The 16,759-nt window shown below is 46.1% G+C and carries 19 protein-coding genes; 13 read left to right on the top strand and 6 right to left on the bottom strand.

What is annotated here, in order from left to right; translation table 11 throughout:
* The first annotated feature begins 623 nt into the window (after positions 1-623).
* Together DXT99_RS20335 and DXT99_RS20330 are read left to right on the top strand one after the other, a co-directional pair.
* Positions 624-2,162: an IS1182 family transposase gene (locus DXT99_RS20335; protein WP_115567430.1), complete on the top strand. Its 1,539-nt coding sequence runs from the start codon at positions 624-626 to the stop codon at positions 2,160-2,162.
* Between the two features lie 65 nt (positions 2,163-2,227).
* On the top strand, positions 2,228-2,755 hold the full coding sequence (locus DXT99_RS20330) for a hypothetical protein (RefSeq protein ID WP_115567429.1): 528 nt from the start codon (positions 2,228-2,230) through the stop codon (positions 2,753-2,755).
* An 84-nt stretch (positions 2,756-2,839) separates the two neighbouring features.
* Here the strand turns inward: DXT99_RS20330 and DXT99_RS20325 are convergent, their stop codons facing one another.
* Entirely contained in the window at positions 2,840-3,568 is a 729-nt protein-coding gene (locus tag DXT99_RS20325; protein ID WP_115567428.1) for a LytR/AlgR family response regulator transcription factor, read from the bottom strand.
* Positions 3,565-4,743: a sensor histidine kinase gene (locus tag DXT99_RS20320; RefSeq protein WP_181885200.1), complete on the bottom strand. Its 1,179-nt coding sequence runs from the start codon at positions 4,741-4,743 to the stop codon at positions 3,565-3,567. The genes DXT99_RS20325 and DXT99_RS20320 overlap by 4 nt, the downstream gene beginning before the upstream one ends.
* Positions 4,744-5,071: 328 nt before the next feature.
* Between DXT99_RS20320 and DXT99_RS20315 the strand changes: the two genes are divergently transcribed.
* The 5 genes from DXT99_RS20315 (at position 5,072) to DXT99_RS20295 (ending at position 9,806) form a co-directional block, all read left to right on the top strand.
* Positions 5,072-5,782 (top strand): hypothetical protein, encoded by a 711-nt coding sequence (locus DXT99_RS20315; RefSeq protein WP_115567426.1) that lies wholly within the window; start codon positions 5,072-5,074, stop codon positions 5,780-5,782.
* Between the two features lie 187 nt (positions 5,783-5,969).
* Positions 5,970-6,680 carry a hypothetical protein gene (locus DXT99_RS20310; RefSeq protein ID WP_115567425.1) on the top strand — a complete coding sequence of 237 codons (711 nt, stop codon included), beginning with the start codon at positions 5,970-5,972 and terminating at the stop codon, positions 6,678-6,680.
* Positions 6,681-6,925: 245 nt separating this feature from the next.
* Entirely contained in the window at positions 6,926-8,041 is a 1,116-nt protein-coding gene (locus DXT99_RS20305) for a TlpA disulfide reductase family protein (protein ID WP_115567424.1), read from the top strand.
* Positions 8,042-8,373: 332 nt separating this feature from the next.
* Positions 8,374-9,309: a hypothetical protein gene (locus tag DXT99_RS20300; RefSeq protein ID WP_147294265.1), complete on the top strand. Its 936-nt coding sequence runs from the start codon at positions 8,374-8,376 to the stop codon at positions 9,307-9,309.
* A gap of 20 nt (positions 9,310-9,329) precedes the next feature.
* A complete protein-coding gene (locus DXT99_RS20295) occupies positions 9,330-9,806 on the top strand; it encodes a TlpA family protein disulfide reductase (RefSeq protein ID WP_181885199.1) in 477 nt (158 codons plus the stop codon).
* A 150-nt stretch (positions 9,807-9,956) separates the two neighbouring features.
* Here the strand turns inward: DXT99_RS20295 and DXT99_RS20290 are convergent, their stop codons facing one another.
* The 3 genes from DXT99_RS20290 to DXT99_RS27135 form a co-directional block, all read right to left on the bottom strand.
* The gene (locus tag DXT99_RS20290) at positions 9,957-11,096 is read right to left on the bottom strand and encodes a DUF3800 domain-containing protein (RefSeq protein WP_115567421.1); all 1,140 of its coding nucleotides are present in this window, start codon (positions 11,094-11,096) and stop codon (positions 9,957-9,959) included.
* A 144-nt stretch (positions 11,097-11,240) separates the two neighbouring features.
* A complete protein-coding gene (locus tag DXT99_RS26865; protein ID WP_147294264.1) occupies positions 11,241-11,447 on the bottom strand; it encodes a hypothetical protein in 207 nt (68 codons plus the stop codon).
* A 78-nt stretch (positions 11,448-11,525) separates the two neighbouring features.
* A complete protein-coding gene (locus DXT99_RS27135; protein ID WP_181885198.1) occupies positions 11,526-11,684 on the bottom strand; it encodes a hypothetical protein in 159 nt (52 codons plus the stop codon).
* Between the two features lie 602 nt (positions 11,685-12,286).
* Here DXT99_RS27135 and DXT99_RS20280 point away from each other — a divergent pair.
* The 6 genes from DXT99_RS20280 to DXT99_RS20250 all read left to right on the top strand — a co-directional run bounded on the left by DXT99_RS20280 (position 12,287) and on the right by DXT99_RS20250 (position 15,760).
* On the top strand, positions 12,287-12,688 hold the full coding sequence (locus DXT99_RS20280; RefSeq protein WP_115567419.1) for a hypothetical protein: 402 nt from the start codon (positions 12,287-12,289) through the stop codon (positions 12,686-12,688).
* Between the two features lie 107 nt (positions 12,689-12,795).
* Positions 12,796-13,077, top strand: coding sequence for a hypothetical protein (locus tag DXT99_RS20275; protein ID WP_115567418.1), 282 nt, complete (start codon positions 12,796-12,798; stop codon positions 13,075-13,077).
* 340 nt (positions 13,078-13,417) lie between these two features.
* Positions 13,418-14,047: a hypothetical protein gene (locus DXT99_RS20265; RefSeq protein WP_115567416.1), complete on the top strand. Its 630-nt coding sequence runs from the start codon at positions 13,418-13,420 to the stop codon at positions 14,045-14,047.
* A gap of 53 nt (positions 14,048-14,100) precedes the next feature.
* Positions 14,101-14,541 (top strand): hypothetical protein, encoded by a 441-nt coding sequence (locus tag DXT99_RS20260; protein WP_115567415.1) that lies wholly within the window; start codon positions 14,101-14,103, stop codon positions 14,539-14,541.
* Positions 14,542-14,636: 95 nt separating this feature from the next.
* The gene (locus DXT99_RS20255; RefSeq protein ID WP_115567414.1) at positions 14,637-15,113 is read left to right on the top strand and encodes a hypothetical protein; all 477 of its coding nucleotides are present in this window, start codon (positions 14,637-14,639) and stop codon (positions 15,111-15,113) included.
* A gap of 113 nt (positions 15,114-15,226) precedes the next feature.
* Positions 15,227-15,760: a DUF6252 family protein gene (locus DXT99_RS20250; RefSeq protein WP_115567413.1), complete on the top strand. Its 534-nt coding sequence runs from the start codon at positions 15,227-15,229 to the stop codon at positions 15,758-15,760.
* Positions 15,761-15,966: 206 nt separating this feature from the next.
* Here the strand turns inward: DXT99_RS20250 and DXT99_RS20245 are convergent, their stop codons facing one another.
* Positions 15,967-16,650 (bottom strand): CPBP family intramembrane glutamic endopeptidase, encoded by a 684-nt coding sequence (locus DXT99_RS20245; RefSeq protein WP_115567412.1) that lies wholly within the window; start codon positions 16,648-16,650, stop codon positions 15,967-15,969.
* Between the last annotated feature and the right edge of the window lie 109 nt (positions 16,651-16,759).

The raw sequence follows: 16,759 nt of genomic DNA, 5'->3' as shown, positions 1-16,759 counted from the left end.
GAGCAGGCAGTCTGGATAAGGGTAGGCTCTTTTTTTTCATCTTTACTAACGATTTAGTGTGAATCAAAAGGTAACGCTTATCCGCTGCTTTTTTACTAAACCAGCCACCGAAGGTTTAGTGCAACCACACCTTTACGGTAGCTACGCCACCGCAAAGCCCAGTCCGTTAGTGGTAGTATCAACTAAAGAAATCATCACGAAAGAGTACCTGTATTTAGAATAGTAACAGGAATAAAAACGCCAAAGCAAATACAATATGGATATAGTACTTACTATACTTTGTGTTTTCTCGATATTGTTAGGAATCATGATAATAGTAAGGCACAAGTTCTATAAGTATGATATGAGTGATATGTTATTTGTAACCAAGCTCAAATCCTTTATTCTCGGGCTTATTTTTATTATGGTAGGACTCTATGGTTTGTTAGACGGGATTGCAAAGCTTTTAAATACATGAAGACCCTTCGAGTCGTGAATGAAAGAATTACTAACCACTAACCACACCTAAACTTTAGCTACGCCACAGTTTAGCCCAGTCCGTCAGACTGTCTAACAACTTCTTCTCTTTAGCAACATTTATCAAGCTAAGTGGCTAAGTGATAATATACTTACCCCCTTGAGCTATGAAATTCAAACAAGCCTACAGCCGAGATGAGCCTCCCGGTGGCGGTGTCAGCCTGGAGGAGCTGATTTCCCCGGACAACGAAGTTCGCTTCATCGACGCCTTCGTCGATTCACTCCCGCTCGGGGAGCTGGGCTTCCGCACCGACTTTCTCGACAACGGCCGCCCGGCTTACCATCCCAGTGTTCTGCTCAAGCTCCTGGTCTACGGCTACCTCAACCGCATCCGCTCCTCGCGCTGCTTGGAGCGCGAGTGCCATCGTAACCTGGAGGTGATGTGGCTGCTGGGCCAGCTCGCGCCTGACCACAACACCATCGCCAACTTCCGCAAGAACAACTCAACGGCCATCACCCGCGTGTTTCGTGCCACGGTCAGGACAGCGCAGCACTTTGAGCTGATCGGCGGAGAGCTGCTGGCCGGCGACTCCACCAAGCTCAGGGCCCAGAACTCAAAGAAGAACAACTACAACCGGGGCAAGATCGCCCGTCACCTGGACTACATCGAACAGAAGCTCTCTGATTGCCAGCTGGCCCTGTCCCAGCCACAGCAGGCCGAACAGGCAGAGCAGCTTTTGGATGCCATGGCCCGGCATGCGCTGCGGCGCGAGTATTACCTGAAGCTCTTGCAACACCTGCAAGACGCTGGGGAAGACCAGGTCTCGACCTCGGATCCGGAGAGCCGGCAGCTGATTATCCGCAATACCATCACCGAAGTGGCCTACAACGTGCAGACTACTGTCGACGCCAGGCACTGCCTCCTGATCGACTACCGCGTGACCAACCGCAACGACTGCAAAGCCATGGGCAACATGCTCAGGCTGGCTAAGAGCATCGTGGGCAACAGTTCCTTTACCGCCCTGTTTGACAAGGGCTATCACACGGGCTCGGAGCTGGAAATCGCCCAAAAGCTTGGAGTTACCACGCTGGTGGCTATTCCGGCGCCTGCTGCCAATGCCCCTGATCCAGGCTACAACGTGGAGCACTTCACTTATGATCCGGAGCAGGACACCTACACCTGTCCCCAGGGTGCGGTGCTTACTACTAACGGCAGCGTCTACACCAAGCACCGCGGCAAGTCCAACCAAACCAGCTTCCACCAGTACCGCACCAAAGCCTGCAAGACGTGTGCGGTGCGGAGCCTGTGCACCAGCGCCAAAAACGGCAAACTCATCGAGCGCAACACCTACACCCCGGTCTTTGAGCGGAATCGGCAGAACATCGCCGCCAACCCCGCGCTCTACAAGCGGCGGCAGGCCATTGTTGAGCATCCCTTCGGCACCATTAAGCGGCAGTGGGGCTACAGCTACGTGCTCACCAAGAAAGGGATGGAAAGGGCCTCAGCCGATGTGGGGCTCATGTTGGTGGCCTACAACCTGCGCCGCATCCTCAACATCGTCGGCTGGGAGCGCCTGCTGGCCTATGCCAAAGCGTGTACGGCCTTTTTAAGCCTCCTGTGGGCCCTGAGCACCATGTTTAGGGCACGCTGGCGAAGCTTTTGCCAAAGCACAAAAAGCACCGTCTCTAGTGCGATATATCCTTGAATTACTATCTTTAGCCAACAAACCAGCAGAGGTTATTAGACAAACTGCCGTTACCTGTCATAAAAATGATAGAAGTAGAGAAGTTAAATAGCGCTGACAAGAGCAAAGTGAAGCTTGAAATGAAACAAGTCTTAGTAAGCTATTTAGCTATCGGAATAATTGTGGCTATAGTAACCGCTGCCTCTGCTATCTTCATACAAAAGAATGACAATCTACCAATCGGAAAAGGTACAGTAATAACTCTTTTGCTCCTAACTATTGTGTCTGGCTTTGCAGCCTTTTTATACTGTGCGGTTAAGGACTACCTGAAGGATTTAAAGAGTAACTCAAAAAGAGTATATTCAGGACAGATAACAGATAAACCTACTAATACCAACTGGGGGTGGCATGGTAACCCTGCTGCTGACTCTAACTCACAACCAAAGCTTATCGAATACTCTTTAGTTGTAGATAGTCAAAGGGTACGTGTAGAAGAAGAAGAGTATAACAGGGTTGAAATTGGAGACAGAGTAAGTTTGCATTTTACGAGCGAGAGTAACATCTTGTTAGAGGTAAAAAAAGAATTACGTTCAGGTAACAAAGCACAGGCTTAAACTTAGGCTGACGCCTCGCCTTAGCCTGTACGAGTGCCGTAGACAACAAGTAGCAGTTAACCTGCCCTTCAACAAAGCATTTACTTACTTCCCGTTGTTTAGCAGCCTGTCGCCTATTTTCTGCAGAAAGGCATCCCTGTAGCTGCTGCCCAGTGCCACCACGCTCTTGTCATCCAGGGTGACTTGATTTCCCTCCACCACCCTGACCTTTGCGTTGTGGACGATAAAGGACTTGTGCACCCTGGAGAACCTATCCTCCGGCAGCCCTTCCTCCACTTTCTTCATTGTCAGGTGGGTGATGACCGGCTCCCTGGTGGTGTGTATCTTCACGTAGTTCTGCAGGGCCTCCACATATACAATCTCCTCATACTCCACTTTCACCATCTTCCCCTTCACATCGCTTTTGACAAAGATGTAGGTGTTTTCCCTCTCCTGCACCGTACTGCTCTCGGCACTGATGCGTAAGCGGACTTTACTCACGGACTGCAGGAACCGCTCATAGGATATCGGCTTTACCAGGTAGTCGAGGGCGTTCTTCTCGAAGGCCTGCAGGGCATAGTCCGGGTAAGCGGTGGCGAAGACAATCTCCGTGTGCCTGTTTAACAGTCCCGCCAGGTCCACCCCACTCAGCTCGGGCATGTCCACGTCCACAAATACGAGGTCTGGTGTTACTGTGCCGCTGGTGATGGCGTGCAGCGCTTCCAGCGGGTTTTCGGCAGCCCCCACCAGCTCCAGGCCTGGAGTCTTTTCAATGTAATCGGAGAGCAGCCTAATGTTATGCGCCTCATCATCCACCACGAAGCATTTTATCATGAGAGTGCTATTCTAAGGTTCGTTTCATAATATAGTTCATCCTCCTGGATATGGAGACTGAAGTCTTCTTCCCTGAAGAACTTTCTCAGCCTGCTTTCCACATTCTGGATGCCTATGCCAAACCCCTTCTGCAGAAAAGAGCTTCTCTTCTTGTTCCTGGTGGAAAGGTGCAGCGTGGAATCCGTGCACTTGATAGAGACAGTGGCAGGGTGAGCAGGGTCATTGAGGATGCCGTGCTTGAACATATTCTCGATGAAGGTAAGCAGCAGCAGAGGGGGGAGTCTGTGCTGGCTGAAGCCCCCCTCGAATACGGTTTGTAGCTGAAGCGGCTTGCTGAAGCGGAGTTGGTTTAACGCGATGTACTTCTTTACCTGCTCTACCTCCCTGTAAAGGTCTGTTTTGCCATCCTCATGCACCGGCCCCAGCGCATAGTGCATCACCTCGGAGAGCAGCATGATACCCTCTGATGCCTTGGGGGACACGTCCTGTACGTTGCTGTAGACAAAGCTGAGCGTGTTGAAGAGCAGGTGCGGGTTAATCTGCGCCCGCAGGTAAGCGTTCTGTGATTCTGTCAGCTCCTTTTCTACCCTTTGCCTTTCTATGATATCCCTGAGCTTTTGTTTTTCAAGCTCTTCTCTTCTCCCCTGCTCTCTGCGCAAGGTGATGAGCAAATAGTAGGCAGTCGATAAGCCCAGCAAGTAGAGGCACCTCCAAAGAGACCTGATGGCATACGTCAGGTCCAGCTCAAGCGGGCGACTGAGTTCTAGTCCAAAGTAGTTGATGCCCAGGAACTCGACACTGTAGACGGCAGAAACATAGAGGAAGTATTCAAAAACGAGGGTACCAGGAAGTGCCAGCAGCACCAGGTGTCTTCTCCGTAGCGCCAGTGGTAAAAAGAAGTGTGCATGTAAATAAAAGTAAACAATATTCAGTATGTAATGAACAGTATAATCGCCCACTGTTCCAAAACTCCCTGAAACTATACCTACTGCGCTGACTTCATAAGTAATGAAGGCAAGCCAGCCAATAATATGGTACCTGTACTTCTGTAAAAGCGCAACGATGCATTTGAACTTTTGACTTATTTTGAGGGATGTCACCAGCAGGCCTGGGTGTTTTGCCTGGCTGTTGCCCTTGCGCAGGACATGTGTTTGAGTATGAATATGAAAGGGCACGGCCTGAAAGATTGAATATTAAAAACCACCTCAAGTTACAGAGGGTAATATAAAAGAATCCTAAGATGATTACTACTGTTACTGTGACTTCTGTTGATGATCATGGTGAAACAGAAGACTTTGTAGCAAAGAAAAAGTAGTGCGAAAAGAGGGTTGTGTAAGGTAGGCTCTTGTTCATCCATAGAAAGGCGCGGTTCATGTAAAGTTTTATGCTATCAAAATATTTTAAGTTACCTTAATATACATAAGGGCAAATAACAGGTACAGTCCCTGCTACAGATAACTGGAGCTATACCTTGAGCTACTGAGGATTTTACTTCCCTACTCCATGAAAGCAAATGTTACACTTCTTTTGGGCTGCCTGTTTCTGCTCTCTGGCAATATTGTAGCCCAAAGAATCTCTTACGGTCCTACTGTAGGTCTGCTCTTTGACAATCCTACGGGTTCAGTATTGCTAGACTCTATCCAGGTAACACTGCAGGGAGACAATGACCATCAGCCATACCTTGGTGGTTATGTGTCCTATGAACTCACAAAGACTTTCAAACTCACATCCGGCCTGAATTACTATAACTCCTATAAAAGCGCTATCGTGTACAGTACCGGAAAGGAGGGCTTTGAACGGCTTATTCATTCGACTTCAGCGGGCAACCGTTCAGTTGAAGTCCCTCTTCTCCTGGAAACAAAGGTTCCTGTATGGAAGGGGAAGGGAAGCATATTCTTCCTGTCAGGCATCAGTCCTCATATCAGGCTTACCCGACAAGGACTCCCCTATCACACAAGCAAGTTCATCAGCCAGGCCATGTCAGAGGCACTTTATAGTTTCAAAACAGTGATGAAGCCCGTTGTCTGGAAATACTCTTTGGGTGTGGGGGCTAACATCTGGCGGTTGAGGCTGGAGGCAAGGTGGCAGTACGACCTGGCCAATTCCGCTACAAATCCCTACAGGGTGTGGGGCAACAGTTATGCCTTTAACTCGAAGAACAACACCATCAGGTTCGGGTTGGGGTACAACCTTAACTGGAAAAAGAAAAATTGAGTTAGTACAACTGCGCCAATAAGTAAGTGTTCCACACAAGTATTTACATTAATGACAAATGATATAAATACAAAACCCAGAAGATGAAGCTTTATTGATACCACTAAATTGCTTTGTGGCTGCTCTCCGGATACTCGTGTTCAAATGTCTTAAACAGAAAAGTTTGGCTATAGAAAACTCCTTCGCTATGAAAAAGATTATCTGGTGCATGGCCATCATCCTGAGCGGTGGCAGCCTGGTGCAGGCGCAAACTGCCAAAGAGTATAAGGTGAAAGACGGGGAGGCGGCAGCGGATGCCATCTCAGCCCTGCACCTCTACCGCTACCCCGCTTTTCAACAGGGGCAGGTGGTGTACACGAACGGCAAGTTCTCATCAGCGACATTCAACTACAACCTGCTGCTGGGTGAGGTGCAGTTCATCAATGCCCAGGGAGATACCTTAACCTTGGGGCGGGAGCCTGCACTTATTTCCGTATCTGTCGGGGAAAGCACCTTCCTCTACAATCCGGAGGAAGGGTATGCAGAAGTGGTGGCAGACTACAATACTTTGAGGCTGGGCAGGAGGCAAAAGCTGGAGAGTGCGGGAACCGAGAAGGTAGGTGCCTACAACCAGTCCACCAGGGCCTCAGCCATCGAAAGCAAAAGCTCCTACCTGACCAGCAGCGGCCGGCGCTTCAACCTGTCATCGGGGGGCAGTGAGGTCTTTTCTGAGAAGGTGTCCTTCTACCTCATTGATGAAAGCAACAGGTTTCACAGGGCTACAAAATCCTCTGTGTCAAGGCTGTTCCCGAACCACAAAAAGGAGATTTACGGCTATGTCAAAGAACACTCCCTCAACCTCAGCAGGGAGGAGGACCTGAAGCAGCTGCTCCAGTTCTGCTCCGCGCTGGGGGCATAAGCCTGTGACGTCTTTAATGCTGTATAGCCCTCGCACTTTGAATTACGTATAGGTTTAACCCGAAAAAATAATACAATCTAAATTTAAAATGGTATTTTAACCAAAGCATTTAAATCTGAACTCTTTCATTCGTGTATAGATAAGAAGGGTTGTAATTGCAAGCGACATAGGCTGTATTGCTTGTTTTAAATCCTGTTATTTTCTCAAAATGTAAAGCAGCTGCTTTGCTCTAACTAAACAAAACCATGAAGACACTTTCTCAAAAAGCTTTTCAAATTCTGTTATTGGCAGTGGTAGTCTTTGCTCCCCTGTGTTGTCTCGGGCAAAGCCTGTCTGTTGAGGGTAAAATAGACGGTATTGGCAACAAGAAGGTGTATCTCTTTGTGAGAGACGCCCATAATCAGGACATCCTACTGGACTCTACTGTGTCTGCAAAGGACAATTTTGCCTTCACTCATGAGCCTGAAGAGCTGGGATTTTATACTATAACTGTTGACAGTGTGCCTGGAGGTGTATTATTCTTCCTGGACAGCAACGTGCAAATAGAGGGAGACAGTAAGGCAATATGGAATTCATCTGTGACGGGCTCACCCTTAACAGATGAATTCAATGACTTTCAAAGGCAATTCATTGCACCTGTGAGGCAAAAAGTTATTGCCCTATCCGACAGCATGCAGGACCCAAACCTGGACCCAAGCAGGAGAGAGGAGCTTGAAAGGCAGCAGAAGGAAATTGTGGACGCGACGCGTCTTCAGTCAGAGAAGTATATTAAAGAACATCCTGATTCTTTTTTAAGCCTGTTTCAACTGCATTCGTTAGGAAAAGAAAAGAAAAGGCAGCTGCTGGATATCATTGGCCAGGAGCTGCAGGAACACTCCATTGCGAAGGCTATTCGGGAAGAAGCCCAGCTTGAGGCGTCTGTGAGCGCTGGCAAACCTGCGCCAGCCTTCACTGTTCAGGATATGAAAGGCAACGCAGTTTCGCTTGCGGATTACAGAGGGCAATATGTGCTGCTTGATTTCTGGGGCTCATGGTGTGGCCCGTGCATCAAACTGATACCCGAGACCAAAGCCGCATATGAAAAGTACAAGGGCAAAAAGGTGCAGTTCATGGGTATTGCCTATGACGAGGAAAAGGACAGGGCAAAGCTCAGCGGGATGATAGAGAAGCACGGAATGGCGTGGCCGCAAATCTTCCAGGACATGTCTGACGAAAGCAAAAAGGGTGTCGTTCGAAGCTACAGAGTAACCTCCTTTCCATCCGTCATTTTGATAAACCCCGAGGGCAGCATTGTTTACCGGGGAATAGGGCAGGACGGCCTGGTAGAGGCACTAAAGGTACTGGACAAAGACATGAATTGACCAAAAGTTTTTGGCGGGCATGTCGCATTAAACCTAGCTGCTAAGGATACAAGCTGGAAACATAAGGCAGATGCCCACCAGAAAACAGAAGAAGCAGACGGTCGGGTGGGGTATGAGGGTGCCGGTACTGTATACTATCGTAACACTGGAGACACCTGGAGCACCACGCATGCAGTGTCTTACTTGATGGCAGTTGAAGGGTGTGTCTTTTAAGCAAATCAGCATAACATTGAATGCTATGGCTGTGCTCAGTTTCCAAGCTAGCTAAAGTTTAACTTGAAGGTCTATATGTTTTAAATAATTGTACAGGCCTTTATCAAATGAACACATTTATGAAAAGCAGTCTATTTGTTCTCTTGCTGGCCTGTGTTTCCTTGTGCTCCTCTTCCTGCACGACTAACCTCTACAAACGGCCTATAACGGTTGATAATATCGTGTTTAAGAACCAGGCAGGACCTGAATATGATGAAAAGCTGAAGGCTGACAGAGAATTTTTCCTGGCCTCTATGGATTCTATACAAAAAGAACAAAGGGCTTTTGTAATCGATACGATGGCAGCCGAGAAGGACCAGGCATTGAATTATACACTGGTGTTCAACCTGGAGAACAGAAAATTGAATAAGAAGTACCCCTTGTTTCACTCTCTGATTTTGAAGCCAAACAGAACAGACGTTCAGCCCTCTGCTAAAGAGACAGATTTTCTTTATAGCGAATTTCAATATTATACTCACGACTCTCTGTTTTATACAGACATGAACAACGTGCATCTGGTGTATGCTGCAATGGGAAACCTCTCAAAGCTTATGCCGACCCAGAAGCTTTATGAGCCTTCCAACACAATTTCAGGTGATCCCAAGTCTTTTGCTGTAGATAGCCTGAGCTTTTCTCCTGGCTTCACAAAAAAGCAGCAACAGTTTTTCAGGAATGTTGTCAATAACGCTTTCGTTGTAAGACAAACAAACAAAAGGCCTTACAACATCTTGATGAAGAAGGACTTTCACTTTCATCCTAACTTCCTCTCAAAAGCAGGCAGAGACAGTGCCGACTATACAATTAACTTCCATGTTTCAGACGACCCGGAAGCAAACAAAATCATAATAAAGCTGACCTACAGCGGGGAAGATATCAATGTCAAGATTCCAAGCGATCTTTCGAAAGCAATTACGTTGAACAGGCAGGATTTCCTGGATGGAAGGCACTACGAGGCTAATCTGAAGATTAGCCGGCTGATACCGAACTTCATCTTGATGCAGTATATGTTTGACTGATAAATCTAAATCCTAAAGCTGTGAAACAGTTGTTGTTTGTAGTTTCCCTTGCGCTGTCCTTTTCTGCCCATTGCCAGGATAGTCTGGTGGGTATCAGTGACGCTCCATTGGTAACGTTAGAGGGTGATACGTTGACAAGAGACCACCTGACAGGGAAGGTACTGGTACTGAACTTCTGGTTCATCGCCTGCGGCCCCTGCAGGCAAGAGATTCCTGCTTTGGATAAGCTCAGGACAAAATATATTGACAACAAGGACGTCACCTTCATTGCCATCTCATCCATGGATGAGTTTGATAAAATCCGCTACTTCGTCTCAAGAAGGCCCTTCGGCTATGAGCATGCCACGAAGAACAGAGAGTGGCTTAACTTCTATAAGGTTGTAGTATTCCCCACCAACATTGTCATAGATAAAACAGGGAAAATGACCTTCCGCCAAAAAGGATACATGCCGGACATCTTCACAGAGCTTGACAGGGAAATACAGAAATCTTTATGATTGATACGCCTGTATGTTGGAAAACATTTCAACTGCAACCACACGCCCTCAACAAAGTCTTTCCATTCTGCATAAAAGTCTTTTAATCTGGCTCCAGAAAATTGACTTACCACTTCCTGTCACTTTCTTTAGGGTGGATCCGCCTTTCTTTCAGGTGAGTTTCTCCAGCAGTTTCCTCAGGCTGGCATACTCCGGCTGCTCCAGCACGTTGAGCTCTCCCCCGGTTGCCAGCTCCAGCGCCCGGTGGCACTGGGCCAGCCTGCCGAGCATGGGCTGTATCTGTTGGTTATAGTAGTTGAAGAAATTGTAGATGTCCCTGGTGGAGCAGGGCAGCTTGTAGCCGGCGCTGGAGGAGACGATGAGCACCCCCTCGTCCCGCACCGGCCCTACCACCAGCGAGCGGAAGCGGTGCTCGGTGTAGTTCTCGTACCTGTAGGAGTTGAGGTGCTGCAGCAATTCATAGGTGTGGATGAAGCGGGTCCTGTAGTTATAGGTAAATACCATCAGCAGGTACTCCACGAAAACCATCCGGCTCCGGACAACGGGGTCCTCGCTGCCCGCGTGCCGCTCGAGGTAGTCCCGCGCCCGCAGCTGCGCCGCAGCCGTAATGGCCTCGTCCTGCGCATCCACTGCCATGCCCTCGGTGTCCACGGTATAGGGCACGTACCCCTCCGGCCAGCGCATTACCCCCACGCACTTACTGGCCAGCTCCTGTTCCACATCCACTTCCGATAACCCTGCGTGAAACGAGTTCTGGCTTTCGCCCAGGAAGCCAGCCAGCTGCAGCAGCCCTGCCTCCTCTGCATTCGAGAAAGTAAAGGTGGCCGGGGAGAAGAGGTCCACCTGGTGGTTCTCCTGGATGTAGCGGCGGAAGCTTTCCATGAACTCCGGCGTGCCCAGCTCGTTTGCTACGATGCTCAGGTCCGGGACGGTGCGGTAGAGGTTGTTGTAGATAAGCCCGGAGAGGAACTTGTAGAACGTGCCCTTGTACTGGAGCGGCGACTTCTGGTGCAGCTTGCGCTTGTCCACCAAGAGGGCGTGGAAGGTAAAGTCCAGGGACTTGAGTTCCTCCAGGAATTCTCCCCCCTGCGCCTGGAACAGGGAGCCCACTTCAAACCGGATGTCACCATTCGGGAAGTACCGGTCGCGGATACGGCGAAACCCCTCCTCCACTTCCCTTTTGTCCTCTTCCTCCACGAGCACAACGGTAACGGAGAAGTGCGTGCTGCCGGGCCCCCCGAAGGAAAAGCCGTGCGCCCCCGCCACGGAGACAAAACCTGTTTTGGCCATAGTGTATTTTATGTGACTGTGATGCCAGAATCCTCCCCCGGCTGCCGCATTTAAGATACTAATTACAGGGTCATTTTCTGTATTCAGCTAAAAAGATTAGCTTCTGCCGGTATATAATGTTTTTTTAAGGAAGTCCTAAAAGCGTTACTGATGGCCATGCATCTGGCGGGTAAGGCAGCCCTTCCCCGGCAAGCCTTTCCCCCACCGTCCAGCACTCCGCCAATTGCTGCTCATTTGCCGGAGAGCTTTCCGTGCGCTGGCCACCCTTCCGCCAGCCTCCTCATTGCGCTGCGCTCCATTCTTCCGCTGCCGGAAAAGTGGCTTCCCCACCCTGAGCAAAGCAGGCGCCATACACGTATTACTTCATAAACACAAAAAGTAAGGTAAACACGAAAATACAAGCTTCCTTTGTTTCCTGCTTCAGGCTGGCTATCCCGTCGCCACTGCAATGCTCTCCGGAGTAAGGCCCTGACTTTGCCTCTCCTCCGCGAAGGCTTTAATCGGTTTTGAATCAGGAGAAACTGTTACAAAAGGGAAAGGAAAGCAGGTTGTGCCGGTAGCGCCTTTTACTCCTCCTACTCCCATCATAGCCCAGGTTGGGCAGGACCACGCAAATTTGCACCCACGTTCTTGACACGTAGTAGACAGAACCGTGAGCCCGCTTGATAAGCTACAGAATGATGCTATAGTAGTAATTGCACGAAACATGCTGACTGCCGGCCCTTTGGCAGATACATCTGCTCATGCCCCCCTCTGTCTGGAGCTTCCAAAACGAGCTGTTTTCGTGGCTGTAGCCGTGTATATCCGGATATAAGCGTATTATCCGGATATACACGGCTATATGAATTGCACTAGTTGGCTTTAATTTAGCGTTACAGCTACCCTTTAGCTGTTGGTTACGCTCTCAAATCGGGGAGGTAGTACCTGCTTTTGTGTACAAAAGAGGTCTTAAGCAGGTCTCGCACTCCCCTTTCTATAATTTTTGGGTTATCCATGCCTGAAATAAAGTGAAGAAAGCAGGGATTGTCACAAAATTGCTTATATTGAAGAAGTAAGATATGATGACGGAAACAAGTAAAATAGCCGCTAAAAGGTCAAATTTCAGCAAAAGAATGAAGCAGACCACCTTCGCACATAGTGCCAATAAGCGTATGTTCCCGCATATCCGGTAGTTGTAGGTAACCAAAGTTATGAAACTCACCAGATACGAAGAATTGAATAAAATTTTGGCAGTAGTTGACTCGTGTCATACTGATTGCAAAATTCATTTCTCATTTAATCTGCCAAAAGATTTTTATGATTTGGCTAATCCAGAAAATAAAAAGGGATTAGCAATTAAAAAGTACGTTGACAGTGACTTTAACTTTTTATTGACAATAGATAATAAGCCAAAACTTATTGAAGATTTGGCAGCAAACTTTGAAAATGGAGAAATATGCCATTATCTCTTTACCAAAGACTCAGTTAAAATTGGAGAAGGATTTGACCATTGTATAATTAATTTCCTGCACCCTGAATATTTTCATTTAACATCTGAGCATCTTGAGATTTTGGGAGACGTGGAAATCCATTTAGCAAGAGAAATAAATTAAAAATGGCTCCCTACAACACGGCACAGGCTCCATACTCAGCTACGCCTCGTTCGCAGCCTGTCCTAATCCGTTGTATGGTACTTAAACGATGAAAGAAACTTGAAGGAATGGTAAGTAGATTAATCAGCAAGAACAAACTAATCCTACCTCTTGCGATTATAGCAGCTGCAAGTCAGGTATATGTTTTTGGTTTCGGTGCAAATGTATACATCAACATCGGATTTCATCTGGTGGTATCTTACTTGCTGAGTTATGCTTTTACATTTTTTAAGTTAAAAAGCTACGAAGAAAATCTACACATGAAGTCTTGGAATGCTCTGTTCGTATTTATGGCAGTACTACTGTTGATAGCGTTTTTTGCTTTCCCTGAATTTGAAGGTTTTAAGTAGAGAAACTGACGAATGGGAAAGTATAAGTTCATAGTTGCTCTTTTTGTAGTCTCAGCTGTTTTACAGATTATCCTTAAAGATTTAGAATGGGAAGCCTTAATTAGCAGTCTTGTATTTCTCCTGTTGCTATCATGTATAATTAGCTACGTTGCGACTCAATTTCACTTAAAGTATAATGAAAAAGCATCTCATGTGAAGTGGTGGTTTTATGTCTATGCTCTAATGATATTGTTTGCAGCTATACCTTGAAAGAAAAGCACCATACAACAAAGTATAGCAGGTATGCTGCGGCTACGCATTGCAATCCGCTATACCAGCACGTTACCTGTAAGTTATAATTATGAAGAAACAGTATCTCATACTACTTCTCGGACTTCTTTCGTGCAGGGCAACGGAAAATTCACTTGTAGGCAAGTATGATAGATACTGGGATTTTGAGCATTATTCTTCTTTGGAATTAAGACCAAATAAAACATTTGTACTAACAGGACAGGAAGGCTTAAGTTGGATAAATACAGAAGGTGCATGGGCAGTTAAGAATAAGGTCTTAACTCTAAACAGCTTCTCAAATACAACAACAAATACTCCAAGTATTGTTCAGGCAGAAAGGAAAGTAGCAGGAGACTCCATAGCGATTGTTACTTTTGACTATGAAGGTAAGGCGCAGCCAGGAGTAACAGTGCTTGCCTACCATCAAAGTGATACAGTTGTAGAAGATTATACAAAGGAAAACGGGAAGTTAGTTTTTGCAAATCAACCAATAGACAGCATCTCCTTTAGATTCATCGGTTCAAGTCCTTTAACTTATACAGGGGAAAGCAACTATTTTGAAATAAGAATGGGATTTACAGAGCTTCCAACATTTCGGCTGGAGAACAAGAAATGGCGAATTAAAGGTAAAGCCCTTCTTGACCCAAGATTCAAAGGTGAGCAAAAAAGAAACAAATACAGAAAGAAACCAAACAGGTAACCAAGTGTAGCAGTAAGGCTTGCTGTCGCTTCGCCTCTGCTACACGAGTAACGTTGGCAGCAATAAAAATTATAGAAGAAATGGTTATAGCTGATAAAAACGAAGTCTATGCACTTTATAAGTTACTGGCGAAGGCCAAGTTCTCTGACCAAATAGACAGTTATGACTTAAATGAATTCGCTGGCAGCCCACTTATAACAAGTCTTCTTATCAAGGCGAGAGAAGAAGTAATAAAAAACTTCGAGGAAGAAGGGCGTGCTGATGTAGTTGAAGACTGGTTAAAAAGGTCAGTTTACAAGTTTGATAGTATTACAGGCAAAGCAATAGCAAATCGACTAAAGCACCTATCTGACTCAACACTTAGCACATTAGCAGATTTGGACAGAGATAAATTAAGGGACTATGCTATCGGGTTAATTGAACCTTTGGAATATGAAAATAGCGAAGTCGATAAATTGGTTGACTACATGTATCAAATTGCTAAAGAAAATTAAGAATTCCTTCTGCCAACAAAGTTCTTAATTTAGGCTTCGGCTATGCCTCACCCACATTATGCACGAGCCGTTGGCGTGCATGCGAAATAAAAGGAATGGTTAAAAAGAAATATACCTATCAAGAGAGAGCTGAACAGCTTGCCAAAACAGTTGACATAGCAGATAAAATTGTGAGGAACTCCCAAGCAATTCCTGAAGAAAACAAGATTCACTTTCTTAAATGGGGGCAGCAGGTAAAGCACATGGCTTTGAATCCTGAGCCCCAGTATAGATATGTGGTAAGCCTTAAATATCTTGAAAACGATTTTCTTACGTTTTGGAATGAATCAAGTGGGGAAGAAATTGATGTATTTTGGAGTGAACTCTCAAAGGAGGGAATCAACTTCCAGCGAACAGACACTATCAAAACCGTTTTGAAAAGAAACAGAATTAAGAGCATCCATGAGTATGACAACATCAAGGATGCTATTGTAGTGGCGGAACAAACTGGAAGAATAAATAAGGACCAAGCTATTCAGCTTGATGTACTTATTATGGAGTTCGAGGAAAGACAGGCAAAAAGGGCAAAATAAAAAGCACGAAACGCCAACCAAGTACATACTTAACCCTTGCTACGCTTCAGGCTGCGCATGTACGAGTACCGTTACCAGTGATAAACGTCCTAAATAAAATAACCCTCTACTAAATGAAAATCTTCCCCCTACCACTTTTCCTCTTACTCACTCTTCTGTCCTTCTCCTCCTGCAAGAAAAAGGATGTTAAACCTGGTGAACAACTGCCAGCCGCCACCATGGAAGGAAAGAACATCTTCGGTGCCATGGTGAACGGGGAGGTGTGGGTGCCGAAAGGAAGGCCTAGTACGCTTGAAACAAACTATGATGTTGTATACGACCCAAACTACTTGGGTGGCTCCTTTGATATCAGGGCGTTCAGCAAAATAAAGGATGACCCAGCCTTTTATGAGTACTTCTATATCTATATGACACAGGTTGACCATGTGGGAGTTTACAGCCTTGGAAATCCAGACATCGGCACAGTAACATTTAGTTCGGAGAGTTGTGAATATCAGAGAGAAGATAACGTTCAGGGCACGCTGGAAATCACGAAGCTGGACATGAAGAACGGCATTATTGCTGGCACCTTTGAGTTCACGTTAGCCAAGCCAGGCTGCGATACCATCCGTGTCACTGAAGGCAGGTTTGATAAGAAGTTGTTCTAAAAAAATTAAGCAAAGAAAAGAATAACCTTCTGCTAACACTGCACAGGCTATTTGTTCGGCTGTCGCCTTCACACAGCCTGTACCAGCCCGTTGGTGCTTATTTTCAGAACAAATTTATCTTCAAAATCTATATTATTACTGTTACCCGAAAGTTTTGCAATGGTGCTTTTATGCACTGTAGTTGTTGTATGCTTTAGTTACTTCTATCAAGCCATTAAGAAATAGTAGATTAGGCTTCCGAAAACATTAATAATATTATGCGCTATAATACTGGGAATAACAGAACCTGTTTTTGCTCTCAACCATGCTAATGCAATTGCAGCAACGGTAGTATATATGAATATCAGAACAGCCTCCATTCCAGATGTCTGAAAAAGATGCAGGAAGCCAAAGGGTAAGGCTTGTACAATTATCAAAGTCCAAATCCCTTTGCTCGAAAAATCATGCTGTTTGGCATAGTACAGTAAGAAGCCGAATACCAATCCTCGTAAACCAAGCTCTTCGCCTAATCCAGGCATTGTGGCTTCATAAATGTAATACTCAACGCTTTCAAGTTCAGCTGGCGCATCTCCAATCATTTTCGCAATTACAGAAACAGTAATTATGAATAATGCTGTGAGTACAGATATCAATAGCCATTGGTTATGTTTCGGTATCGATAAACCCAGTAATTCTTTAGGCCTTTTGAAAAAGCTTGCAAATATTAAAACTATCAGAATACTTGCTATTTGCTGCCCCCACCCCATTTGAAGCTTTAGTCCTAAAGCTTTTTGAATAATTGACCCTGCTACAACTGAAGCAAAATAAACTAAGAAGGAGATTAATGCCAAAAGGACTGGCCTTTTTCTTGAAATGGTTAGAGACTTTACGCCTTGCCAACTTTGATACATGCTTTTGTTTTATATTAGGTTATCACACACAACCGGCTCGTACAAGAGGTGAGCGAGGCGTAGCCGAAGCTTTGCTCATGTGCTTATTATGGTATTTTCCTTATTAAAT

It is taken from the genome of Pontibacter diazotrophicus, assembly GCF_003367245.1.
Classification (GTDB): domain Bacteria; phylum Bacteroidota; class Bacteroidia; order Cytophagales; family Hymenobacteraceae; genus Pontibacter; species Pontibacter diazotrophicus.
The sequence above is the reverse complement of the archived record's forward strand: the minus strand, read 5'-3'. Positions and strand labels throughout refer to the sequence as shown.